This window comes from Pseudomonas sp. R38(2017) (assembly GCF_002112395.1).
Taxonomy (GTDB): Bacteria; Pseudomonadota; Gammaproteobacteria; order Pseudomonadales; family Pseudomonadaceae; genus Aquipseudomonas.
The window spans coordinates 415,464-438,936 of record NZ_NEHN01000005.1 but is presented as its reverse complement, the minus strand read 5'-3'; the positions used below and the strand labels follow the sequence as shown (position 1 = coordinate 438,936).

The 23,473-nt window shown below is 62.1% G+C and carries 26 protein-coding genes; 14 read left to right on the top strand and 12 right to left on the bottom strand.

Annotated features, from left to right (window positions below):
- Window positions 1–8: 8 nt before the first annotated feature.
- Window positions 9–593 (top strand): NAD(P)H-dependent oxidoreductase, encoded by a 585-nt coding sequence (locus tag CAF87_RS15095; protein ID WP_085732102.1) that lies wholly within the window; start codon window positions 9–11, stop codon window positions 591–593.
- A gap of 18 nt (window positions 594–611) precedes the next feature.
- On the opposite strand, the gene CAF87_RS15090 is transcribed toward CAF87_RS15095, so the two are convergent.
- On the bottom strand, window positions 612–1,730 hold the full coding sequence (locus CAF87_RS15090; protein WP_085732265.1) for a P1 family peptidase: 1,119 nt from the start codon (window positions 1,728–1,730) through the stop codon (window positions 612–614).
- A gap of 27 nt (window positions 1,731–1,757) precedes the next feature.
- Window positions 1,758–2,861: an extracellular solute-binding protein gene (locus CAF87_RS15085; protein WP_085732101.1), complete on the bottom strand. Its 1,104-nt coding sequence runs from the start codon at window positions 2,859–2,861 to the stop codon at window positions 1,758–1,760.
- A 112-nt stretch (window positions 2,862–2,973) separates the two neighbouring features.
- Between CAF87_RS15085 and CAF87_RS15080 the strand changes: the two genes are divergently transcribed.
- Window positions 2,974–3,747, top strand: a complete 774-nt coding sequence (locus CAF87_RS15080) for a helix-turn-helix transcriptional regulator (protein WP_085732100.1) — start codon at window positions 2,974–2,976, stop codon at window positions 3,745–3,747.
- Window positions 3,748–3,752: 5 nt separating this feature from the next.
- Here the strand turns inward: CAF87_RS15080 and CAF87_RS15075 are convergent, their stop codons facing one another.
- A complete protein-coding gene (locus CAF87_RS15075; protein ID WP_085732099.1) occupies window positions 3,753–4,694 on the bottom strand; it encodes a class I SAM-dependent methyltransferase in 942 nt (313 codons plus the stop codon).
- Window positions 4,694–4,885, bottom strand: a complete 192-nt coding sequence (locus CAF87_RS15070) for a hypothetical protein (protein WP_085732098.1) — start codon at window positions 4,883–4,885, stop codon at window positions 4,694–4,696. The genes CAF87_RS15075 and CAF87_RS15070 overlap by 1 nt, the downstream gene beginning before the upstream one ends.
- Here CAF87_RS15070 and CAF87_RS15065 point away from each other — a divergent pair.
- Together CAF87_RS15065 and CAF87_RS15060 are read left to right on the top strand one after the other, a co-directional pair.
- Window positions 4,884–5,297, top strand: coding sequence for a response regulator (locus tag CAF87_RS15065; RefSeq protein ID WP_085732097.1), 414 nt, complete (start codon window positions 4,884–4,886; stop codon window positions 5,295–5,297). The two genes, CAF87_RS15070 and CAF87_RS15065, sit on opposite strands and share 2 nt — an antisense overlap.
- 63 nt (window positions 5,298–5,360) lie before the next feature.
- Window positions 5,361–6,029 (top strand): HAD-IA family hydrolase, encoded by a 669-nt coding sequence (locus CAF87_RS15060; RefSeq protein WP_085732096.1) that lies wholly within the window; start codon window positions 5,361–5,363, stop codon window positions 6,027–6,029.
- Here CAF87_RS15060 and CAF87_RS15055 read toward each other — a convergent pair.
- The gene (locus tag CAF87_RS15055; RefSeq protein ID WP_085732095.1) at window positions 6,023–6,682 is read right to left on the bottom strand and encodes an isoprenylcysteine carboxylmethyltransferase family protein; all 660 of its coding nucleotides are present in this window, start codon (window positions 6,680–6,682) and stop codon (window positions 6,023–6,025) included. The two genes, CAF87_RS15060 and CAF87_RS15055, sit on opposite strands and share 7 nt — an antisense overlap.
- A gap of 164 nt (window positions 6,683–6,846) precedes the next feature.
- Between CAF87_RS15055 and CAF87_RS15050 the strand changes: the two genes are divergently transcribed.
- Window positions 6,847–7,764, top strand: coding sequence for a pyridoxal-phosphate dependent enzyme (locus CAF87_RS15050; RefSeq protein WP_085732094.1), 918 nt, complete (start codon window positions 6,847–6,849; stop codon window positions 7,762–7,764).
- 13 nt (window positions 7,765–7,777) lie between these two features.
- On the opposite strand, the gene CAF87_RS15045 is transcribed toward CAF87_RS15050, so the two are convergent.
- Window positions 7,778–8,674: a LysR substrate-binding domain-containing protein gene (locus CAF87_RS15045; protein WP_085732093.1), complete on the bottom strand. Its 897-nt coding sequence runs from the start codon at window positions 8,672–8,674 to the stop codon at window positions 7,778–7,780.
- A 113-nt stretch (window positions 8,675–8,787) separates the two neighbouring features.
- On the opposite strand from CAF87_RS15045, the gene CAF87_RS15040 reads away from it, so the two are divergent.
- From CAF87_RS15040 to CAF87_RS15030, 3 genes are read left to right on the top strand one after another with little or no spacing between them, the layout of a single operon-like run.
- The gene (locus CAF87_RS15040; protein ID WP_085732092.1) at window positions 8,788–9,810 is read left to right on the top strand and encodes an aldo/keto reductase; all 1,023 of its coding nucleotides are present in this window, start codon (window positions 8,788–8,790) and stop codon (window positions 9,808–9,810) included.
- Window positions 9,807–10,604: an SDR family NAD(P)-dependent oxidoreductase gene (locus CAF87_RS15035; protein ID WP_085732091.1), complete on the top strand. Its 798-nt coding sequence runs from the start codon at window positions 9,807–9,809 to the stop codon at window positions 10,602–10,604. Before CAF87_RS15040 ends, CAF87_RS15035 begins: the two co-directional genes overlap by 4 nt.
- Window positions 10,605–10,627: 23 nt before the next feature.
- Complete coding sequence (locus CAF87_RS15030; RefSeq protein WP_085732090.1) at window positions 10,628–11,038, top strand: SRPBCC family protein; 411 nt, start codon at window positions 10,628–10,630, stop codon at window positions 11,036–11,038.
- Between the two features lie 47 nt (window positions 11,039–11,085).
- Here the strand turns inward: CAF87_RS15030 and CAF87_RS15025 are convergent, their stop codons facing one another.
- Both CAF87_RS15025 and CAF87_RS15020 read right to left on the bottom strand, forming a co-directional pair.
- A complete protein-coding gene (locus CAF87_RS15025) occupies window positions 11,086–12,480 on the bottom strand; it encodes a HAMP domain-containing sensor histidine kinase (protein ID WP_085732089.1) in 1,395 nt (464 codons plus the stop codon).
- A complete protein-coding gene (locus CAF87_RS15020) occupies window positions 12,458–13,141 on the bottom strand; it encodes a response regulator transcription factor (protein ID WP_085711556.1) in 684 nt (227 codons plus the stop codon). The genes CAF87_RS15025 and CAF87_RS15020 overlap by 23 nt, the downstream gene beginning before the upstream one ends.
- A gap of 298 nt (window positions 13,142–13,439) precedes the next feature.
- Between CAF87_RS15020 and CAF87_RS15015 the strand changes: the two genes are divergently transcribed.
- Window positions 13,440–14,378, top strand: coding sequence for a hypothetical protein (locus CAF87_RS15015; protein WP_085732088.1), 939 nt, complete (start codon window positions 13,440–13,442; stop codon window positions 14,376–14,378).
- Window positions 14,379–14,402: 24 nt separating this feature from the next.
- Here CAF87_RS15015 and CAF87_RS29040 read toward each other — a convergent pair whose 3' ends face one another.
- On the bottom strand, window positions 14,403–14,609 hold the full coding sequence (locus CAF87_RS29040) for a hypothetical protein (RefSeq protein ID WP_139831730.1): 207 nt from the start codon (window positions 14,607–14,609) through the stop codon (window positions 14,403–14,405).
- Here CAF87_RS29040 and CAF87_RS15010 point away from each other — a divergent pair.
- The 4 genes from CAF87_RS15010 to hcnC all read left to right on the top strand — a co-directional run bounded on the left by CAF87_RS15010 (window position 14,602) and on the right by hcnC (window position 18,357).
- Complete coding sequence (locus CAF87_RS15010) at window positions 14,602–15,141, top strand: hypothetical protein (protein ID WP_085732264.1); 540 nt, start codon at window positions 14,602–14,604, stop codon at window positions 15,139–15,141. The genes CAF87_RS29040 and CAF87_RS15010 overlap by 8 nt on opposite strands.
- A gap of 243 nt (window positions 15,142–15,384) precedes the next feature.
- Window positions 15,385–15,699: a cyanide-forming glycine dehydrogenase subunit HcnA gene (gene hcnA / locus CAF87_RS15005; RefSeq protein WP_085732263.1), complete on the top strand. Its 315-nt coding sequence runs from the start codon at window positions 15,385–15,387 to the stop codon at window positions 15,697–15,699.
- The gene (gene hcnB / locus CAF87_RS15000) at window positions 15,696–17,105 is read left to right on the top strand and encodes a cyanide-forming glycine dehydrogenase subunit HcnB (protein ID WP_085732087.1); all 1,410 of its coding nucleotides are present in this window, start codon (window positions 15,696–15,698) and stop codon (window positions 17,103–17,105) included. Before hcnA ends, hcnB begins: the two co-directional genes overlap by 4 nt.
- Window positions 17,098–18,357: a cyanide-forming glycine dehydrogenase subunit HcnC gene (gene hcnC, locus CAF87_RS14995; RefSeq protein WP_085732086.1), complete on the top strand. Its 1,260-nt coding sequence runs from the start codon at window positions 17,098–17,100 to the stop codon at window positions 18,355–18,357. Before hcnB ends, hcnC begins: the two co-directional genes overlap by 8 nt.
- Window positions 18,358–18,402: 45 nt before the next feature.
- On the opposite strand, the gene CAF87_RS14990 is transcribed toward hcnC, so the two are convergent.
- Window positions 18,403–20,211, bottom strand: a complete 1,809-nt coding sequence (locus CAF87_RS14990) for a monovalent cation:proton antiporter-2 (CPA2) family protein (protein ID WP_085732085.1) — start codon at window positions 20,209–20,211, stop codon at window positions 18,403–18,405.
- A 163-nt stretch (window positions 20,212–20,374) separates the two neighbouring features.
- Here CAF87_RS14990 and CAF87_RS14985 point away from each other — a divergent pair, with 163 nt between their 5' ends.
- Window positions 20,375–21,289 carry a LysR family transcriptional regulator gene (locus CAF87_RS14985; protein WP_011334875.1) on the top strand — a complete coding sequence of 305 codons (915 nt, stop codon included), beginning with the start codon at window positions 20,375–20,377 and terminating at the stop codon, window positions 21,287–21,289.
- Here the strand turns inward: CAF87_RS14985 and CAF87_RS14980 are convergent.
- Window positions 21,279–22,049, bottom strand: coding sequence for a substrate-binding domain-containing protein (locus CAF87_RS14980; protein ID WP_074688852.1), 771 nt, complete (start codon window positions 22,047–22,049; stop codon window positions 21,279–21,281). The genes CAF87_RS14985 and CAF87_RS14980 overlap by 11 nt on opposite strands.
- 10 nt (window positions 22,050–22,059) lie before the next feature.
- Window positions 22,060–23,352, bottom strand: a complete 1,293-nt coding sequence (locus CAF87_RS14975; RefSeq protein ID WP_085732084.1) for an MFS transporter — start codon at window positions 23,350–23,352, stop codon at window positions 22,060–22,062.
- Between the last annotated feature and the right edge of the window lie 121 nt (window positions 23,353–23,473).

Here is a 23,473-nt window from a genome sequence, read left to right as displayed (position 1 = left end):
ATTTCCCCATGCACGCATTGATAGTTGTGGCCCATGATGACCCCCGTTCGCTGACCCATGCGCTGGCGCAGAAAATTGCCAAAGGCCTGTCGGAGAGTGATCCGTCCAACACCTTCGAAATCGCTGACCTGCACGCCGAGAAATTCGATCCGCGTTTTGGCGTGGCCGATTGGGCCGTGCATCATCGCGAATCCGCACCGCCAGCCGACGTCTTGGCCGAACAGGCACGCATCGACCGCGCCGATGCGCTGGTGCTGGTGTATCCGGTGTTCTGGTGGTCGATGCCGGCGATGCTCAAGGGCTGGATCGACCGGGTGTTCAGCAATGGCTGGGCGTTTGATTTCGACGGCGATAAGACGCAGAAGAAGCCCGGACGATTGCGCGTGCATCTGGTCGGACTCGGCGGGGCCGATGCACGCACCTACGACCGCCACGGCTACGGCGCAGCGATGAAGGTGCAGATCGATCACGGCATCTTCGACTACTGCGGGGCGACGGTGGCCGGCTCGGCGTTGTTGCTGGAGTCCGAGCTGCGCGACCCTGCGGTGCAACTGCAGGCGGCGCGCGAACTCGGACTTGGGTTGTTCCGCTAATGGTCTTTGGGAACAGTTTCAGCGAGCGCCGGGCCAGCCTGCTTTTTCGAGGGCGGCGAGCAAGGTCGCAGCATCCAGCCCCGGCACCGAATGCCCGTTGCCTTCGGTGCTGTCGCTGGCCAGCAAGGCGTTGATGATCGCCTCTTCAACCGCCTCGGTCGCCGCCAGAAACAACTCGCTGATGTGGTCGTTGTTGACCATCCGCAAGCCGTCACAGGTCGACGCGCCTTTGCCTTCATAGGCGGCGGGCGGGATGTGGTCGTTGCCGGTGGTGAAGGCGATGAAGATGTCACCGCTGTGGTCTTCGTTACCGCCGCCGGTACGCGCCAGACCGAGGCTCGCCCGTTGTGCCAGTCGCGTGCATTGATGCGGCAACAACGGCGCATCGGTGGCCAGGCAAACCACGATCGAACCCATGCCCGGGTGCGGCAATGACGCGCGCAGGAACGGCGAATCCACCTGTTCCATATAGCGCCCGACCGGGTAGCCGTCGACCCGCAATTCGCTGCGAATCCCGTGGTTGGCCTGAACGATGGCGCCCACCGTCCAGCCGCCCTGAGCCTTGCTCAATCGGCGCGATGCGGTGCCGATCCCGCCCTTGAATTCATGGCAGATCATGCCGCTGCCACCGCCCACCGCGCCTTCCTGCACCGGGCCGTCAACGGCATTGCTCATCGCCTCGGCCACGTGTTCGGGCTTCACGTGAAAGCCATTGATATCGTTGAGCAAGCCATCGAAGGTTTCCAGCACCACCGGCATGTTCCAGTAGAGACGACCGTCGTCCGGTTGCTGCGCGCGATCCAGTTCGATCAAGGCATCGCGCACCACGCCGAGGCTGTGGGTGTTGGTGAAGGCAATCGGGCTGGTCAGCAGGCCGGCTTCGCGAATCCATTCCAGCCCCGTGGCATCGCCGTTGCCGTTGAGTACGTGAACGCCGGCAAAACACGGTTGTGCATTGGTCGAGCCGGCACGGGGTTCGATCAGGGTAACGCCGGTGCAGATGTCGCGCCCAGAGGCGCTTTGCCCCCGCACATTGCTGTGGCCGACCCGCACGCCGGGCACGTCGGTGATGGCATTGAGCGGGCCGGGCTGCAGTTGGCCGATGCGGATGTCGAGGTCGCGGGCTCTTGGATTCATGGTGTTTTCTTCTCTGTTCATTTTTGATTATTGGCCGTTCTTGACCTTGCTCCAGACCCGGGTGCGCACCCGTTCGGTGGCTTTGGGCAGGGGCTCGAGGGTGAACAACGTCGCCATCGCTGTGGCAGACGGATACACCGCCGGGTTGTCGCGGGTGGCTTCGGCGACCAGCGCGGTGGCGGCGCGGTTGCCGTTGGGGTAGGACAGGTGATCGCTGACCAATGCAATCACATCGGGCCGCAGCAGGTAGTCGATGAACGCCAGGCCCTGAGTCGGATGCGGCGCGTCCTTGAGCAGTACCAGCGTGTCGAACCACACCGGCGCGCCTTCTTTCGGCAGGCTGTACTGGATCTTCACACCGTTGCCGGCCTGCTCGGCGTTGGTCTTGGCTTCGAGCATCGCGCCGGACCAGCCGACCGCCACGCAAATGTTGCCGTTGGACAGGTCGCTGATGAATTTCGAAGAGTTGAAGTAGGCGATGTGCGGGCGCAGTTTCAGCAGCAGCGCTTCGGCTTTCTGATAGTCCTCGGCGTTGGTGCTGTTGGGCGGCAGGCCGAGATAGTGCAGCGCGACCGGGAGCATTTCCGATGGTGAATCAAGCATCGCCACGCCGCATTCGCCGAGTTTGGCCAGGTTCTCCTCCTTGAACACCAGATCCCAGGAATCCACCGGCGCCTTGTCGCCCAGCACGGCGCGCACCTTGTCGACGTTGTAGCCGATGCCGTTGGTGCCCCACAGATACGGCACGGCGTACTGGTTGCCGGGGTCGTTGTTGGCCAGTTTGCCGAGCAGATCGTTGTCGAGATTCTTCCAGCCCGGCAGTTGATTGCGGGGTAGCGGGGCGAGGGCGCCAGCCTTGATCAGGGTCGGCAGACTGAAGTTGCTCGCCACCACCACGTCGTATCCGCTGTGACTGGTCATCAGTTTGCCTTCCAGTACCTCGGCGCTGTCGAAGGTGTCGTAGACCGGTTCGATGCCGCTGTCTCGCTTGAAATCATGCAGGGTGTTCGGGCCGATGTAGTCGTACCAGTTGTAAACATGCACGCTCGGCGCTTCGGCCGCTTGCGCGGTCAGTGCGACGGACACAACGCCCGCCAGGCCCAGGTTGATATACCCACGATGACAACGCATGATGCGGCACTCCTGGCCTGTTGGCAGGCCGGTGATGAACAGGAGTGGTCAGCCTATCGGGCGGGCCGCGCCGCACCCATTCCCATCATGGGTTACTCAAAAGGGGTAGTGCGTGGACGCGTTGCTGCAGGAATTGCCGGTGCATCAGAGCTTGTCGCGGCTGTTCGCCACGGTCGGTCAGGAGGGCTTCTGGCGGGCGCTGGTCGATACGGTGCGGCTGCTGGTGCCGCTGGACAATGCTCTGGTGGCGGTGATGCAGGCGGGGCGGCCGCCGCAATTGCTGATCGACTTCGACAGCCAGGGTCGCGCCGACGAGCAGGAAGAACTGGCCGGTTACTGTGCCGGTATGTACTTGCTCGATCCGTTCTATCAGGCCTCCGTCGCCGGGATTGCCGACGGTTTGCACAGTCTCGCGGCCGTGGCGCCGGACCAGTTTCTGCACAGCGAGTACTACCTGAGCTACTTCCGTTCGGTGGTCGGGGCGGATGAGCTGCAATTCATGGTGAACCTCGATGGCGGCGTGCTGGGCTTGTCGATGGGCCGTTCGACGGCGTTCAGTTTGCAGGAGCAGGGGCGCCTGCTCTGCGTGCGGGACTGGGTGTTGTCAGCAATGCGTCGGCACGTGCAGTTGATGCCGCCGCAAGGCGCGGCCGTCGAGGCACCGGTCGGTGATCTGGCCGCCTTGCTGGATCGTTTCGACGCGCGGCTGACCGCACGCGAAATCGACACGGCACGCCTGATTCTCCAGGGCTTTTCCAGCAAGGCCATGGCTCAGCACATGAACATTTCGCCGGAGACCGTGAAGGTCCATCGGCGCAATCTCTATCACAAGCTCAACGTCACCGGGCATGGCGAATTGTTTGCGCTGGTGTTGCGCCCGCTCTGACGGGGTCATCCGATCTGCTTGAACAGCAGCGCCTTCAGGCCGCTTTCCGGGTCAATATCCGGAAACTCTGGCGGGTTCTCCAGCCGCTGCTCGAAACGCAGACTCGGCGCCTCTTGGGTCACGCCGTCGATCAGGAAATCCGAACCGAACGAAGGATCGTTCATGCACGCCAGCACCGTGCCCTGTGCTGTCAGCAGTTCCGGCAGGCGGCGCAGCACGCGCTGGTAATCCTTGGTCAGCAGGAAGCTGCCTTTCTGGAAGGACGGCGGGTCGATGATCACCAGATCGTACGGGCCGCTGTTGATCACCTTGCCCCAGGACTTGAACAGGTCGTGGCCGAGGAAACTCACCTTGCTCAGGTCATGGCCGTTGAGACGATGATTGTCGCGGCCCCGGCTCAGCGCCGCGCGGGACATGTCGAGGTTGACCACATGGCTGGCACCGCCCTCGATGGCCGCTACCGAAAAACCGCAGGTGTAGGCGAACAGGTTCAGCACCCGTTTGCCGGCTGCATGCTCGCGCACCCAGTTGCGGCCGTAACGCATGTCGAGGAATAGCCCGGCGTTCTGCTTGCGGCCCAGATCCACGCGGTATTTCAGCCCGTCCTCGACGATGGTCATCTCGTCGATCTCGTCCCCCAGCAGCCATTCGGCGGTGCTCTGCGGCAGGTAGCGGTGCTGGATCAGCAGGGTGTGAGCACCGGATTGCTGCCATTGCTCCGAATGAGTGATCTCCAGCAACAGATGCTTGAGGTCTTCCAGTTGCGAGGCCTCGGGTTCCTTGAACAGCGACACCAGCACCACGCCTTGCAGCCAGTCCACGGTGACTTGCTCCAGCCCCGGCCAGCAGCGTCCACGGCCATGGAACAGGCGCCGGGTTTCGGCCGGTGCCGAAGTCAGCGCGGTGAGCAGGTGGGCGTGGAGAACGGCGAGGGCTTGAGGGTTCATCAATCGGGATCGGCCAGCAAAAAGGGCGGGCATTTTAACCACAAATGCGCCGTGGCGATGGCCCGCCGACCGCCGTTATCGAAAAGACCTGTATCAAAAATGAATTTCTGTACAAGGTGCCGCTCATACCAGATAAGCAGCGGTTTCATTCCGCTGAAAACGTTCATGTTGTTCAGGGAGTGCCAGTTCATGTGTCCAGTTCCGTCTTCGAGCGCGCACCTTCCTAGCGGGTTGATTCTGGTAGTGGAAGACGATCCGTTGATTCTGGAGTTTCTGTGCGAAATTCTTCAGGAGGAAGGTTTCAAGGTCGAGCCGCAGACCAGTGCCGATGCGGCGTCGCAATACCTGGAAGAGCACGCGCCGGAAGTCGCGCTGCTGCTCACCGACATCACCATGCCCGGCACTCTCAATGGGGCGGACCTGGCCAATCTGGTGGGCGAGCGCTGGCCGGAAAAACCGGTGATGGTCATGTCCGGCTATGAAACGCCGGAAACTTCCGGCGTCCGCCATCCGGTGGCGTTCATCAAGAAGCCCTGGGCCATCGGCCAGTTGCTCGATTGTGTGGACGACGCGTTCAAATCCAAGGCGCCGCGTCCGCACTGAAGCCCGCGGCAGATGCTACATTGCCGGACACATTTGCTCGGCTCTGCTTAAGGATGCGATCCCTTGTCTGCTCATGATGCTGTTTTCAATCGCGCGTTCGGCGCGTTCCTGTTCGACATGGACGGCACCGTCCTCAACTCCATCGCCGCTGCCGAGCGAATCTGGGCGGCCTGGGCCGAGCGCCACGGGGTGAACGTCGAAACGTTTCTGCCTACCATCCACGGCGTGCGCGCCATCGATACCATCACTCGCCTGAATCTGCCGGGGGTGGACGCCGAGGCGCAAGCGGCGTTCATCACTGAAGCGGAAATCGAAGACGTTGAAGGCATTGTCGAGATTCCCGGTGCGGCGGCGTTTCTCAAGTCATTGCCGACAAACCAGTGGGCCATCGTGACCTCGGCGCCACGGGATCTGGCGTTGCGACGGATGGCGGCGGCGGGGATTCCCGAGCCTGCGGTGATGATCACGGCCGAAGACGTGACGGCGGGCAAACCAGACCCGGCCGGCTACCGACTGGCCGCAAAAAGTTTGGGTCTTGAACCGGCCGATTGCCTGATTTTCGAAGACGCTACTGTCGGTATTCAGGCGGCAGAAGCGGCCGGTGCGCCGCTGATGATCATCACCGCCACTCACCAGCATCCGATTGAGACCTCACACGCGACCATCGCCAGTTACCGCGACGTTGCGCTGAGCATCGACAACAACGGCCAGTTACGCCTGCAACCTCAGTAAACGCCCGGCAACAACCGCCAGCTGCGCGCGCAATAGGCATCGTATTCGGCGCCGAACTGGGTGCGCAGCAAGGCTTCTTCTGAATGGATGCGGGCGATCAGCGGGATCAGCGTCAGCGCCGCCAGCAAGATCCCGACGACCGAACGAAACGCCAGTGCCCAGCCCAGTGCATTGACGACCAGCCCCAGATAGCTGGGATTGCGCAGGCGGGTGTAGATGCCATCGGTCACCAGACGATGTCCCGGCTGAATCGCCACCAGGCCGCTGAACCGATGCCCCAGCACAAACACCGGCCATAGCCGCAACGCGCCGCCGGCGATGAACAACAACGCCCCCAGCCAACGGGTGCCTTCACGGCCCACGGTCCAGAACCCGACGCGGTCGCAGTAAGCCGGCAGAAAAGCACTGACCAACCCGATCACGCCGAACGCCGGAATCACCCAGCGATTGGCCCGGTCCTCGCGCTCGCCGGAATTGAGGTTCACTTCGCTGAACAACGACACCACGACCATCGCCAGCGTCGCCATCGCAACTACCACCAGCGCGCCGTGGGAAAAGAACACCGCCACACCACCGATGCCCCACATCGCCAGCCCGAGATAGGCGAGGGTGGCAAGCACCGCGACCACGGTCATTTGTGCTGACATTTTCATAGGCACCTCACGGCTGTTCCGTTCAGTGTAGATCCGGGCACGATCCCCGGCGTTCAGCGTTGTGTGGGCGAGGTGAACTAAGCTTCAGGCAGGGACGTTTCACTTTCATCCGCCCACGCTCCGACGCAGCGGTCGCCCGGACGTGGCCTCAACAGGAGCCCGCCATGCTGCACATCCGCACGCCGTTGATCCTCCATCCGACTCTGTCGACCACCTCCCGGCGTATCTGGCTGAAACTGGAAAACCTGCAACCCAGCGGCTCTTTCAAACTGCGGGGCATGGGGTTGTTGTGCAGTCAGGCGGCGGCGCAGGGCAAACGCAAAGTCGTCTGCCCGTCCGGCGGCAATGCAGGCCTGGCTACGGCGGTGGCGGCGGCCAGTCTGGGTTTGCAAGCCTGCATCGTGGTGCCGCACACCACCCCCGAAGCGACCCGTGCGCGGATTCGCCGCACCGGCGCCGAAGTCATCGTCCACGGCAAAGTCTGGGACGAAGCCAACCAGCGTGCGCGAGAAATGGCCAGCGCGGCAGACACCGAGTACGTCCCGGCGTTCGACCACCCGGTGTTGTGGCAAGGGCACAGCACGATGATCGACGAAATCCTCGAAGACTGCCCGCAGGTCGACAGCGTGGTTACCTCGGTCGGCGGCGGGGGATTGCTGGCTGGGATCCTCACCGGACTGCTGCGCCACCACCGACGTGACTGTCGGATCATCACCTGCGAAACCCAGGGCGCCGCCTCGTTTGCCGCCGCCGTACAGGCCGGCCACCCGGTACGCCTGAGCAAGATCGACACCGTCGCTACCTCCCTTGGCGCCGCGCAGGTAGCGGCGTGGCCGGTGCAACACATCGGCGAGTTCGATCACGAATGTCTGGTGCTGTCCGATGACGACGCGATCATGGGCGTGGTGCATTATGCCAGTGATCTGCGGCAACTGGTGGAGCCGGCATGCGGGGTGTCGCTGGCGGTGGCTTATCTGGATCATCCAGCGCTGGCGGGGGCTCGGGATGTGGTGATTGTGGTGTGTGGCGGGGTGAGTATCAGTGCGCAGTTGGTCGCGGGGTGGGCGCGGTTGGGCGTTTGAACCACGCCTTTAGTCACGCCCCCGAGATGTCCGGGCCCGTCAGCATCGTCCTGAATGTCTCCACCAACGGCCGCAAATTGATCCGATGCCAAGCCGCCCACAACGGCGTGGTAAACGCCAGCCACGGCACCTCCCGCAACACCACACCCGGCGGGGCGTTGTGGCTCAGGCCTTTCTGGATCATTGCAATCCCCAGCCCCGAAGCGACCAACCCCAACGCGGTAAACGGCTCGGTCGCCTGCATGCGCACATCCGGGGTGAAGCCGGCGCGCAGGCAGGCGCTGAGGAAGTCGTCGCAGGCATCCTGACGCGGTTGCACGCCGATCCATTCCTGAGTGGCCAGATCCTCCGGGCTCAGCGATGCCTGTGCGGCCAGTGGATGCTGTTCCGGCAGCGCCAACAACATCGGATCGTCCAACACCTGAAAGCCCAGCAAGTCAGGATCGTCGGTCATCGGCGGTTCGCTGACCAGCGCAATATCGAGGCTACGCTGACGCAGGCCCTCAAGTTGTTCGGCGGAGCTGAGGTTGTACAGCGCGACATGCACGTTCGGCCGATCTCCCCGCAGCACGCGCAATGCGTTGGGCAAAACACCTGCATGCATGGCGTTCTCGATATAGCCAATGCACAAACCACCTTCTTCGCCACGGCCCAGACGTTTGCCGAGGGATTCCAGGCGATTGGCGTGGGTCAGCAGGGCGCGGGTCTCGGCGAGGAACGTCTGGCCGTCGCGGGTCAGGCGGATGCGCTGCTGGCTGCGTTCGAACAGGGTCAGGCCCAGGCGCTCTTCGAGCTGGGCGATCTGCCGGCTCAGCGGCGATTGAGAAATATGCAGGCGCTCAGCCGCGCGGCCGACGTGCTCTTCTTCGGCGACGACTACGAAGTAGCGCAATTGGCGGAAATCGATCATGTCAGACCTTCAGGGACTCAAGTGCTGCGCATTATGTCTTGGACGGTCTGATTGTCGCAATCTAGGATCTGCTCAACGGTCATCCACGACCCAGACACTACGAGGAAATCCCCATGAGTTTGAAAGACAAGCTGCCCGGCCATTTGGGCTTCGGCACTGCGCCACTGGGCAACATGTTCCGTGCCATTCCTGAGGAAGAAGCCCAGGCCACCGTGCATGCGGCGTGGGATGCCGGCGTGCGTTATTTTGACACCGCGCCGTTCTACGGCTCGGGCCTCTCGGAAATCCGCCTCGGCGAAGCACTGTCCCGCTACAAGCGCGACGACTATGTGCTCAGCACCAAGGTCGGCCGGGTGATTCTCGATGAAGTCGAAGACGCCGCCGCCCGGGATCTGGGCGAGAAAAGCGGGGTGTTCGAACACGGTCGCCCGAACAAGATCGTCAACGACTACAGCGCCGACGCCACCTTGCGCTCGATCGAAGACAGCCTCGAACGCCTGAAAACCGATCGCCTCGACATCGTCTGGGTTCACGACATCGCTCAGGATTTCTACGGCGACCAATGGCTGGAGTACTTCAATCAGGCCCGCACCGGCGCCTTCAAAGTCCTGACCCGTCTGCGTGAAGAGGGCGTGATCAAGGGCTGGGGGCTGGGCGTGAACAAGGTTGAACCCTGCGAATTGACCCTTGATCTGATCGAGGCGCAGCCCGACGGCTTTCTGCTGGCCGGCCGCTACACTCTTCTGGACCATGAACGGGCCCTGCAGCGCCTGATGGATTCGGCGCGGGCGCAGAACGTTGAAATCGTCGTCGGCGGCCCTTACAGCTCGGGGATCCTGGCCGGTGGCGCGCACTTCGAATACCAGAAGGCCAGCCCACAAATCATTGCCAAGGTCGAACAGATCAAACGCATCGCCGCGGCCCACGGCGTGGATATCAAAGCGGCTGCACTACAATTCTCGCTGGCCAATCCGGCAGTGGCGGCAGTGATTCCCGGCGCGAGCAAACCGGGGCGCATCGCCGAAGACATGGCGGCGCTGTCGGCGGTCATTCCGGCCGGTTTCTGGCAGGCCATGCGTGAAGCGAAACTGGTGTCCGAACGTGCACCATTACCTATCGACGAGGTGAAAGCATGAAGATCGATCTGAGCGGAAAACTGGCGATTGTCAGCGGCAGCACGGCGGGTATCGGTTTGGGCATCAGCCAGTCGCTGGCCGAGGCGGGCGCCACGGTGGTGGTGATCGGCCGAGACTCGGCCAAGGTCGACCAGGCGCTGGCGAGCATTCGACAAGCCGTTCCGGGCGCGAAACTGCGCGGTCTGACGGCGGATCTGGGCACGGCCGAAGGCGCGCAAAAGCTGTTTGCCGCCGAACCGAAAGCCGACATCCTGGTGAACAACCTGGGGATCTACAACGCCGTGGATTTCTTCGACGCGCCCGACGATGAGTGGACGCGCTTCTATGAAATCAACGTGATTTCCGGCGTGCGCCTGTCGCGGCATTACGTGCCGGCGATGGTCGAGCAGGGCTGGGGCCGGGTGATCTTCCTGTCTTCGGAATCCGGCGTGGCGACCCCGGCCGACATGATCAACTACGGCGTGACCAAAAGCGCCAACCTCGCGGTGTCCCATGGTCTGGCCAAACGCCTGGCCGGCACCGGGGTTACGGTCAATGCAATCCTGCCCGGGCCGACCTTCACCGATGGCGTCGAAGAGATGCTCAAGGACGCCGCTGCCGAATCCGGTCGCAGCCTGCGGGATGAAGCCGACGCCTTTGTGCGCCGAGCACGTCCGACCTCGATCATCCAGCGCGTGGCCAATGTCGAAGAAGTCGCGCACCTGGTGACGTACATCGCTTCACCGCTGTCCTCGGCCACCACCGGCGCCGCACTGCGCGTCGACGGCGGCGTGGTCGACAGCCTGGCAATCTGAATTTTTGAGAGAGACATTTATTTATGGCAACAGCATCAGCATCCATCGACATCCCGGCTTCGGCCGATCAGGTCTGGCAATTGATCGGCGGCTTCAACACGCTGCCGGACTGGCTGCCGTTCATTCCCAAGAGTGAACTGAGTGAGGGCGGGCGTGTGCGCAGCCTGCAAACCGCCGATGGCGGGGAGGTGGTCGAGCGCCTGGAAAGCTTCGATAACGCCGGCAAGACCTACAGCTATTCGATCCTCCAGGCACCGTTTCCGGCCACCGATTATCTGGCGACGATTCGCGTCGAAGCCCAGGGTCAGGGCGCGAAGGTGACGTGGTCGGGGCGCTTCACCGCCAAGGGCGTGAGCGATGAGGATGTGGTGGCGCTGTTCAGCGGCATCTATCAGGGTGGACTGGAAGCGCTGCGGGCCAACTACCCGGCCTGAGTTTCATGATCGTTCCCACGCACGTGGGAACGATCACTGCCCAAAAGTCAGGACTGTGAAATCAGACGCTGTCGACAATCAAGCACCAGTTTCGCCCCACCCAGGTCGCTGCGACCCACCTCAAGACTGAACCCGTGCAGGCTGACAATCGCCGCGACGATCGACAGCCCCAGCCCGAAACCGCTTTGCGGTTGCCCGCCCTCAGCGCGATAGAAACGCTGGAACACCGCTTCCCGTTCCGACTCTGGAATGCCGGGGCCGGAATCGTGCACTTCGATCCGCGTATGTCCCGCATCATTGACCCCACGCAAAATCACCGTGCCTCCCGGCGGGGTGAACTTGATCGAGTTGCTCAACAGGTTGGCCAGCGCCTCAAACAACAGCGCTCGGTCACCATTGAGCATCGGCAGGGTTTCCGGCATGTTCAGCTCGAAACGCAGTTCGTCTTCCTCGGCCAGCGGCAGGTAGAACTCGTGCAGCTCCTGCAGCAGCCGCACCGGATCGAGCTCCACGAATCCGGAACGGCGCTGGCGGTCTTCCAGTTCGGAAATCCTCAGCAAACCCCGAAAACGCGCCATCAGCGTATCCGCCTCGGCCAGCACCAGATCCAGTTGCGCGGCCTCCGGCGAGCCTTCGCCGGCCTGCTGTTGCATGCGATACAACTGCGCTCGCAGGCGGGTCAGCGGGGTGCGCAGGTCGTGAGCGATGTTGTCGCACACGCCTTTGACTTCGTTCATCAGGCGCTCGATGCGATCGAGCATGGCGTTGACGATGGCCGCGAGCATGTCCAGTTCGTCGCGGCGATTGGACACGGGCAGGCGGTGGGTCAGGTCACCGGCAACGATTGACTGGGCACTGGCCTGAATCGCGCGGATTCGCCGCAACGGCCGGCGACGCAGCAAATGCCAGCCGATGATCCCCGGCACAATCGTCAGCGAAACGCCCCAGAGCAGGGCGCGCAGAATGATCCGAGTCACGGCGAACAGCGAGCCGTTGTCGCGCACCAGCACCAGCCAGCGACCGTCGCGGGTCGGCGTGGCGACCGCATCGCAGCTGTCGGCGGGCAGGGTCGGGTCGTCGGATTCGGAGCAGTCGCGCAGTTCGTGGATCTTGCCGTCCAGCGGCAGGCCGGCAGGCATCTGCTGCAAAGCCCCGCCGAGGTAAGTGTGGTCGGCGGCGAACAGGCCGTAGGCGTCGATTCCGCGAATATCGAAGGTCATGCTGGCGGCGAGTGCATCTTCCAGCTGTTCGCCGCGAAAGTGCGAGAACAGGTGCTGACGCTGCATCAACGAATGCTTGGCCAGGTTGTCGAGGTAACCGGACACCTCAAAATACATGACCCCCATGAGGATCCCGCTCCAGGCCACGAACAACGAACTGTAAAGCGCCAGCAGCCGGCTGCTGGAGGAACGCCAACCGTCAGACGGGTTCGGCAATGACATAACCCGAGCCTCGCACCGTGCGGATCAGCGGGACGTTGCCCGGCGGGTCGATCTTCTTGCGCAGGCGACCGATGTGCACGTCGATCAGGTTGGTGCCCGGGTCGAAGTGATAGCCCCAGACTTCCTCGAAAATCATCATCCGCGACAGGATCTGGCCGCTGTTGCGCATCAGGAATTCCAGCAGTTTGTATTCGGTCGGCAACAGCGTCAGCACCTGTTCGGCACGGCTGGCTTCGTGGCTGATCAGGTCCAGTTCCAGGTCCGCCACACGCAGAGTAGTCGGCTGAGTGCCGCCGTTGTTCTGGCGGCGCAGCAATACTTCGACCCGGGCCGCCATCTCGTCGGTGGCGAAGGGTTTGGTCAGGTAATCGTCACCGCCGGCGCGCAGGCCGCGCACGCGTTCATCGACATCGGACAGGGCGCTGATCATCAGGATCGGCGTGGACACGCCCATGGTACGCAGGGTGGTGACGATGGCCAGGCCATCGAGTTCGGGCAGCATGCGGTCGAGGGTAATCAGGTCGTAATTGCCGCTGACGGCGCGGTCGAGGCCTTCGCGGCCGTTGTCGACCCAATCCACGTCGAGGCCGTGGCTGCTCAGTTCGGCGACGATTTCCCGGGCGGTCACGGCGTCGTCTTCGATGGTCAGGATGCGAGTCATGGTGGGCCTGCTGATCGGTTCAAACGGAATGGCAGCATTTTGCCAAGATTTTGCAATAACGCTTTAAATTAACTTTCATGTTGTAGTTGATACAAACGGCCCGGGCCGTTTTTTTGTGCCAATGCATAAAACCCGCTGCGATTGCACCGTTGTTGCAAATTGCATGGTCCCGGGAAGTTCCTTATTTTTAAATCATTGAATTTCAAAGATTTATTTAATGTTGGCGACTGGCACGGTCACTGCAATTCATCTGCTGACGAGTTGTAACACCATTTTTCATGCTGGGAGCAGAACAACAATGAATAGATCCTCTGATGGGTTTTATCCTGCCTTTGATGGCGAGTCGAGCAACGTCTCAGGGGTGTCCTGGGGCGCGATCTTCGCCGGGGCCGCAGCCGCTGCGGCACTGTCGATGATTCTGGTGCTGCTTGGCTTCGGTCTGGGCTTCTCTGCTGTTTCACCGTGGGCCGGGGAGGGTGTCAGCGCCAAGGGCCTGGGCATTTCAACGATTGTCTGGCTGGCCGCTACACAAATCATCGCTTCCGGCCTGGGTGGCTACATTGCCGGTCGTCTGCGGGTGAAGTGGGCGAACATGCACGGTGACGAGGTGTATTTCCGCGACACCGCCCATGGTTTTCTCGCCTGGTGCGTGGCCACGCTGGTCACGGCTACTTTGGTGGTCGGTTCGGTCAGCAGCATCGTCAGCGGTGGTGTGCAGGCCGGTGCGAGTGTCGCCGGTGGTGCGGCCAGTGCCATGACCCAAGCGGCCGGTACTGCCGCCGCCAACACCGACAGCAATCAGTATGGTTACTTCGTTGACAGCCTGTTCCGCGATGACCGTCCCGCCGCCGTCAGCGATGACGCCGCCCGTGGCACCGTGACCCGGATTTTCGCCCAGAGCCTGGCCAACGGTCAGCTCAGCCCCGAGGATCGTACCTATCTCGCACAACTGGTCGCGCAACGTACCAACCTGACCCAGGCTGATGCCGAACGTCGCGTCGATGAAATCTACGCCCGTACGCAAAAAGCCATTGCCGACGCCAAGATCAAAGCACAGCAAGCCGCTGACACCGCCGCCAAAGTCGCTGCCTGGACCTCGCTGTGGATGTTCATCGCACTGCTGGCCGGTGCGTTCTTCGCCAGCCTGTCGGCCACCTTCGGCGGTCGCCGCCGGGATGCGGTCGAGTACGTCGAAGTCGAAACCTACACCACGACCACTGTGCCCCCAGTCCGCTAATCAAGGAGCATCACCATGCGCTCATTACTGCTGTTTTTCCTCGGCGTGCCAATCCCGATCATCATCCTGATCGCCCTGTTCGTGCACTGATCCCTCTGGGGCTTTTGCCTCGGCCGCTTCCACCTTCGGGTTGAAGCGGCTTTTTGCTTTCCAGAGAGCCAGCAGCCAGAATCGACGCCGGAAGCGGATCGGCCGCTTCAATTTCTGTTTAAGGATGAAGACGTTGGACAAGAAGGAAACCAAGCGACAACTGGATGAAATGCTGGATGCCGGTCGTTCGAAGACCGAAACCTTCAAGGCGTTGTCGGGTGGGGCGGTCAAGGATCGAGTGTTGGCTTACTGGATCGGTTCGCGCATTGACCCGGCACTGCGACGCCAGCATGCGCGCAAGGTCACGATTCTGATTGTTTTATTCGGCATTCAGGCGTTGATCGGTGCCCTGATCGGATTTGCCCTGGGCTGGAACTCCAGTCTCGGGTTGGCTCTGGTGCTTACGCTGATCGGGGGCGCTATCCCTCTGCTGTTTGCGTGGGGTTTTTACAAGTACTCCGCGCAGACCTACACCGTTTTCGTGATCCTCTCGCTCAGCCAGTTTTCACGTCTGTTCAAGGACTACGCCGAAGATCCGGTGGCCACGCTGGTCAGCGCAGGCCTCACCCTGGCCCTGGTGTTTTATGTCGCGTGGCTGAAAACCAAGCTGTTCCCCGACCTCGGTTTCATCGGCTCGAAAAAGATCAAAGGGCAGTTCGTGTTTTCCAACTGATCGGCGGCAGAACCGTACAGTCATTTCCATGGCCTGGATCAATATTCCTCGGTGCGATATCCCCTACCGTGAAATTTCCAGGCCCTTGCCGCTGGATCGACTACATTGCTTGCGCGCACGTTGCTGCGCGAGCGGAACCAACCTGCCGGCCCGATAGAGAGACAACCCCCACGTGCCGGCGAGGTGTAGTGCAGCAAGGAGCTGTTTCAACCTCACCTGAACTTTTCACGGATGATCATTGCAATGCACTGCCTAGAAAGAACCTTCGATATCCAGCCTTTGACGCAGGCGGATATGACTGTCCACATCAACGGCCAGCCGGTCACTGCCGCCATCGGCGAAACCGTGCTCAGCGTCATTCAGTCCCTCGGTGTGCGCCAGGTCGCACGCAACGATCACAACCAGATCAGCGGTGCCTATTGCGGCATGGGCGTGTGCCAGTGCTGCCTGGTGAAAATCAACGGCCGGCACAAGCGCCGCGCCTGCCAGACCGTGGTACATGACGGCATGCAGGTCGAAACCCAAGTCAACCGCATTCACGGACAGGAGGCGCCATGAGTCAGCATCCGGTTATTGTCGGCGGCGGCCCGGCGGCCATGGCGGCGGCCATCGAACTGGCGCGCCATGGTGTGCGCAGCACCTTGCTTGAAGAGGCGTCGCGTCTTGGCGGCGTGGTCTATCGCGGGCCGCTGCGTGACGGCGTGCAGCTGGATTATCTGGGGCCACGTTACTCGGAGGCATTGAGCAAACTGCACGGCGACTTTCAGGAGCAGGCCGGGCTGATCGACGTGCGTCTGCATCACCGGGTGGTCGGCGTCGAAGGCACCCGCTCGCTGGTGGTGCTCGATGGCGATGAGCGCCTGCACGAAATCAGCTACCCGCAACTGGTGCTGGCCGCCGGTTGTCACGAACGCAGCGTACCGTTTCCCGGCTGGACGCTGCCCGGCGTCATCATGCTCGGCGGTCTGCAATTGCAGATCAAAAGTGGCGTGGTCAAGCCGCAGGGACCGGTGGTCATCGCCGGCACCGGGCCGCTGTTGCCGCTGGTGGCGACCCAGTTGCACGCGTCGGGCGTGAGTGTTGCCGGTGTCTACGAGGCCTGCGCGTTCGGCAAGATCGCCAAGGAGAGTCTGGCGCTGCTGAACAAACCGCAATTGTTTCTCGATGGCTTGAGCATGCTCGCCTACCTGAAACTGCACGGCATCCCGATGAACTACGGCTGGGGCGTGGTCGAAGCGCACGGCGAAGGCGAGCTGAAAAGCGTCAGCGTGGCGCCGTACTCGGCGACGTGGGAACCGGACATGAGCCGTATCGAACGCTTCGAGGCGAAGACGCTGGCGGTCGGCTACGGCTTCATTCCGCGTACTCAGTTGAGTCAGCAAATGGGCCTGGATCACGGCTTCAGCGACGACGGTTACCTGCGCGCCAACGCCAACATCTGGCAGCAAAGCAGCGAGCCTCACGTGCATCTGGCCGGTGACATGGGCGGGATTCGCGGCGGTGAAGCGGCAATGCTGACCGGCAAGATCGCCGCCACTTCGATCCTGTTGCAACGCGGTGTGCTGGAAGAGGAACTGGCGCGGGTCCGTCGTGACCGTTACCTGAGCAAACTCAAAGCCATCGTGCGTTTCCGTGCGGCGGTGGATCGCTACACCGAACGCGGTGTCGGGCAAATCGCATTGCCAGCAGCGGACACGGTGATCTGCCGCTGCGAACATGCGACCCGCGCCGACATCGACCGCGCGCTGGAGCAGGGCGTGCAAGACATCGCCAGCTTGAAAATGCGCACCCGCGTGAGCATGGGCGACTGCCAGGGGCGCATGTGCGTCGGCTATTGCAGCGACCGCTTGCGTCAGGCCACCGGGCGCAAGGATGTCGGCTGGCTGCGACCGCGTTTCCCGGTTGATCCGATTCCCTTTTCCGCGTTCCAGTCCCTCGGCACGGAGGCCGTTTCCCATGAGTAAGTTCTATGACGTGGTCATCGCCGGTGGCGGTGTGATCGGCGCGTCCATCGCCTATCAGTTGTCCAAGCGCAAAAACCTCAAGGTCGCGATGATCGACGCCAAACGTCCGGGCAACGCGACCCGCGCCTCGGCCGGCGGTTTGTGGGCCATCGGTGAATCAGTGGGGCTGGGCTGCGGGGTGATTTTCTTCCGCATGATGTCGGCCAATCGCAAGCGCGAAACCCAGGGCGCGGCGGTAGCGGTGGATTCCAGCACGCCGCACATCCTGCCGCCGTCGTTCTTCGATTTTGCCTTGCAGTCCAACGCGCTGTATCCGGCGCTGCACCGTGAGTTGAAAGACAATCACGGGATGGATTTCAAGTTCGAAAAGACCGGGCTCAAATTCGTCATTTATGACGACGAGGACCGGTTGTACGCCGAGCACATCGTCGGCTGCATTCCGCATCTGGCCGATCAGGTGCGCTGGCTGGATCAGGCTGCATTGCGCGAGTCCGAACCGAGCGTCAGCCATGAAGCGCGGGGCGCGCTGGAGTTTCTCTGCGATCACCAGGTCAGCCCGTTCCGCCTCGCCGACGCCTACGCCGAAGGCGCCCGGCAGAATGGCGTGGACATGTACGTCAACACCAACATCACCGGCGTTTTGCATCACGGCACGCGGGTGACCGGAGTGCAAACCGCCGAAGCCGGGGTGTTCCACTGCAAGACCCTGATCAACGCCGCTGGCGCGTGGGCGGCAGATCTCAGCGAGTGGGCTACGGGAATCCGGATTCCGGTGAAACCGGTGAAAGGCCAGATCCTGCTCACTGAGCGCCTGCCGAAAATCCTCAACGGTTGCCTGACCACCAGCGATTGCTACATGGCGCAAAAGGACAACGGCGAAATCCTGATCGGCAGCACCACCGAGGACAAGGGCTTCGACGTCACCACCACCTGGCCGGAAATCGCCGGGCTGGTGCAGGGCGCGGTGCGATGCCTGCCGGAACTGGCGGACATCAACCTCAAGCGCACCTGGGCCGGGTTGCGTCCGGGCTCGCCGGATGAGTTGCCGATTCTCGGGCCGATGGCCGGGGTGGAAGGTTACCTCAACGCCTGCGGGCACTTCCGCACCGGGGTGCTGACGTCGGCGATCACCGGGGTATTGCTGGACAAACTGGTCAACGATGAACCGCTGCCGCTGGACATCACACCGTTTCTGGCGGACCGGTTTGCAGTGGCGCCTGTGCAGGAAGAGCGGGCGCTGGAGATGGCCTGATCAGAACCTTCCCACGCATTGCGTGGGAAGGATTGATTGCGGGGCTCAGGACTTGCCCGATTGTTCTTCCAGTTGATCCGACTCGAACAGTCTGGCCAGTTCCGCCCGTGCTTCCTGGGCGGTCTGCAGGACTTTGGCCGCGTCGTCGTACACCGCGTGTTGAGCCTCAAGCACCTGTTCGTCATGGTGCTTGAAGCGTTTTATCCGCGCATCGGCCTGGGCCTGGGTCAAACCGAGGCCGACCAGTGTGCGACGGCTCATTTCCAGACTGGAGTAATAGGTCTCCCGGATCGGATCGGCGCCGACATCCACCAGACGATGAACATGCTGCCGGTTACGCGCCCGGGCAATGATCTTCATGTGCGGGTAAAGCTTGCGCACGATTTCGGCGGTCTTGATGTTGGTCTCCGGATCGTCCGTGGCAATCACGAAATATTCCGCCTCCCCGACCTTGGCCGCGCTGAGGATTTCCGGGCGCATCGGGTCACCGTAGAACACCGGCACGCCGCCGAAACTGCGTGACAGTTCGATGGTTTCCACCGAGGTATCCAGCGCCACGAACTTGATGTTCTGCGCCCGCAGGATCCGCGCCACGATCTGGCCCATCCGGCCCATACCGGCAATCACCACCCGTGGAGTTTCGGTGTCGATCTGGCGGAATTTCTCCGGCACCTCCACCGGCTGCACCTTCGGGCTGACCAGTCGTGCGCAGATCAACAGCAGCAACGGCGTCACCGCCATCGACAGGGTGATGGTCAGCACCAGCAAGTCGTACAGACGCGGTTCGAACAGACCCTGATCGCGACCGATCTTGAACACCACAAAGGCAAATTCACCGCCCGCCGCCAGCACGATACCGAGTCGAATCGCACTGACCTTGCTCAACCCGCCAGCCAGACGCCCGACCACAAACAACAGCGGCAACTTCAGCGCAATCAGCAGCAGCGTCAGCCCGAGCACCGTGATCGGTGCGCTGAGCAACAGGCTGAGGTTGGCGCCCATGCCGACGCTGATGAAGAACAGCCCCAGCAGCAGCCCCTTGAACGGTTCGATCTGCGCTTCCAGTTCATGGCGATATTCCGAGTCTGCCAGCAGCAACCCGGCGAGGAATGCGCCCAGCGCCATCGACACGCCGACCATGTCCATCATCCACGCGGTGCCGATCACCACCAGCAACGCGGTGGCGGTGGAGACTTCTGGCAGACCGGTTTTCGCCACGATTCGGAACACCGGGCGCAACAGATAACGCCCGCCGATCACGACCACGGCGATGCTGCCCAGCACCTGCAAACTGTGGCGCACATCGTCGGCGGTGCTGGTGTGGTGATCGACGCCCGCGAGCATCGGTACCAGAGCGATCAGCGGGATTGCGGCGATGTCCTGGAACAACAGAATCGCAAACGCCAGACGACCGTGGGGGCTGGTCAGTTCCTTGCGTTCCGCGAGGCTTTGCAGGCCGAACGCGGTGGACGACAGCGCCAGGCCCAGACCCAAGACAATCGCGCTGTTCAGCGGCTGGCCGAACACCGACAACGCCAGAACGCCGATCACCGAACCGGTCAAAAGCACTTGCGCCAGACCGACGCCGAACACCGATTTGCGCATCACCCACAAACGTCGCGGTGACAGTTCCAGGCCGATGATGAACAGCAGCAACACCACGCCCAGTTCCGAAATATGGCTGACGCTCTGCGGATTGCCGATCAGGCCCAGCACCGACGGGCCGATGATCACCCCGGCAAACAGATAACCGAGCACCGCGCCCAGTTGCAGGCGCTTGGCCAGGGGAACGGTAAGCACCGCCGCGAACAGAAACACGACAGCGGCTTGCAACAGATTGCCTTCATGGGGCATGAGCGGAACTCCAGTAACGCGGTACGGCGGGGGGCGACAGGATAAAGGCTGAAATGATTGCAGATCCAGCGCAGAGCCTGCTTGAGCAGATGTGCTTCTGTAATAAATTGCATCAATTGGTTACATTTATAGCCTCAGCGAATCAATTCCTCTCGAGTCTCCCATGGCCATCAACTTCGACCTCAACGACCTGCAAGCCTTTCGCGCTGTGGTCGAGCAGGGCAGTTTCCGCAAGGCTGCCGACACCGTGCGCCTGTCGCAACCGGCCCTGAGCCGACGCATCGAAAAGCTCGAAGACGCCCTCGGCGTGAAGCTGTTCGAACGCACCACACGCAAGGTCAGCCTGACTCAGGCCGGGCGCGGTTTCATGCCTAGCGTCGAGCGTTTGCTGGACGATCTGGACGTCGCGTTGCTCGGCATCAGTGAAGTCGCCTCGAATCGGCAGGGCCACGTGACTGTCGCCTGCGTGCCGTCGGCGGCGTATTACTTCATGCCGAGCGTGGTCGCCCGCTATCACCGGCAGTTCCCGCGCATCAAAGTCAAAGTCCTCGATTCCAGCGCCCACGACGTGCTGAGCGCGGTGGTCAATGGCGAGGCGGATTTCGGTCTGAGTTTCATGGGCACCCAGGAGGCGGGCGTGGATTTCGAGCCGCTGGTGCAGGAGAGCTACGTGGTTGCCTGTCGCCGCGATCATCCGCTGGCCGGGCGCAGCAGCGTGACCTGGGACGAGTTCTACCGGCAGGATTACATCTCGCTCGACAAGACCTCGGGCAACCGGTTTCTGCTCGATCAGGCGCTGGCCAAAGTGGTGCCGCAGCGTCCGAGTATCTGCGAGACGCGGCATGTGACGACCATGATCGGTCTGGTGGAGGCGGGGCTGGGTGTGGCGGCGGTGCCGTTGATGGCGATGCCGGCGGCGGATCATCCGATCCTGACGCGGGTGCCGCTGACCGATCCGCAAGTGATGCGCAGCGTCGGCATCATCAAGCGCCGGGGTCGTACGCTGACCCCGGCGGCACTGGAACTGGAGCGGCTGGTCGTGGAAATGAAAGTCCAGCCGCCGACGGTCAGCGCTTGACCGAATCCAGCCCGGTGGCCTGCACGTCAGCCTGGGCGGCAGGTGCCGCGAGGTAGGCGAGCAACGCTTTTGCTTCCTGCGGATGCTGCGCACCCACCGGAATACCCGCAGCAAATCGTGTCACCGACTGCACCGATTCAGGAATCTTCGCCACAAAACTCACACCAGGCACCGGCAGCAACTCGCTGACCTGCTGGAAGCCCAGTTGATAGTCGCCGGTCGCGACCACCGAACCCACCGGGATTTTCGGGATCATCTTGGCCTTCGGTTTCAGCTGATCTTCGATACCGAGTTTCTTGAACAGTTGCTGCTCGATGTACACGCCGCTGGCGCTGTCGGAGTAGGCCACCGATTTTGCATCAAGCAGGGTTTTCTTCAGGGCATCGACGTTGCTGATGTCCGGTTTCGGGGCACCCTCGCGCACCACCAGGCCGATTCGCGAATCCGCCAGTTCTACCCGCGACGCGGGGTCGACCTTGCCTTGTTTGATCAGATCATCGAGGGCGTAGCCGACCATGATCACCACGTCGGCCTTTTCGCCACGGGCAAGGCGATTGGGGATTGCCTCCGGTGCCTTGCCCATCGACGGGCCGAGTTGGGTGTCCAGGGTGTTGCCGGTGGCAGCGGCGAATTTCGGCCCGAGGATCTTGTAGGCAGCGGTGAAACCGCCGGAGGTCATGACCCGCAGCTCTTCGGCCTGGGCCGCAACGTTGAACGCAAGACCGGCGAGCAGGGCTGTAACGGTAAACAGTTTTTTCATGGTGATGTTCTCAGGCAGTAGCAGGTTGCAGACGACCGCCGGCGCGGCGATACAGATACAGCGTCGCGCACAATGCACACAGTGCGCCGATGCTCATCCAGTAACCCGGTGCGGCTTTATCGCCGGTGTACTGGATCAGGAAGGTCGACATGGCTGGAGTGAATCCACCGAATACGGCAGTGGCGAGGCTATAAGCCAGGGAGAAACCGGCCACCCGCACTTCCACCGGCATGATCTCGGTCAGCGCTGGAATCATCGCGCCGTTGTACAGGCCGTAGATGAACGACAGCCACAACAGCGACAGCAGCATGTGGCTGAAGCTTGGCGCCTGTACCAGATACGACAGCGCCGGATAAGTAGTGGCCAGGGCCAGCAACGCCATGGCGATCAGCACCGGACGGCGGCCGACACGATCGGACAACGCCCCGCCAATCGGCAGCCAGAAGAAGTTGGAAACGCCCACCAGCAAGGTCACCAGCAACGCATCCGATGTGCTCAGGTGCAGTACGGTTTTGCCGAAGGTCGGTGCGTACACGGTGATCAAGTAAAACGCGGTGGTGGTCAGGGCAACCATCAGCATCCCGCCCAGCACCACGCCCCAGTTCTGGCCGAGGGTGCGGAACACTTCCTTCATGCTCGGGCGATGTTTGCGGGCGGCGAACTCTTCGGTTTCCGCCAGATTGCGCCGCAGAAAGAAGATGAACGGCACGATCATGCAGCCCACGAAAAACGGAATCCGCCAGCCCCAATCGGCGACTGCTTGCGGTGCCATCCACTGGTTCAAGCCATAACCCAGCGCAGCGGCGACGACGATGGCTACCTGCTGGCTGGCCGACTGCCAGGCGGTGAAAAAGCCTTTGCGGCCGGGCGTAGCGATCTCCGAGAGATACACCGAAACCCCACCCAGTTCCGCACCGGCAGAGAACCCTTGCAGCAGCCGCCCGATCAACACCAGCGCCGGGGCGAACAGACCGATGGTTTCATATCCGGGCACCAGCACAATCAGTATCGTGCCGCTGGCCATGATCGACAGGGTGACGATCAAGCCCTTGCGACGACCGACGTCATCGATGTACGCGCCGAGCACAATAGCCCCCAGCGGACGCATCAAAAAGCCTGCGCCGAACACTGCAAAAGTCATCATCAGAGAGGCGAACTCACTGCTCGCCGGGAAGAACACCGCCGCAATCTGCGTGGCGTAGAAACCGAACAGAAAGAAGTCGAACTGTTCGAGGAAGTTACCCGAGGTGACCCGGAAAATGGCGCCGGCCCGCGAGCCGCCGTGTGGGATTGAGGCTGTCATAGAAAAGTACTCCACCGCTTTTATGACGTGCGCGACGGGGAGGCGGCGCACGGTTCTTATTGGGGCGGATAGTGGCGCGCAGGGATCGATTTGTTAATTGCATAGTTGGCATGGATTGATG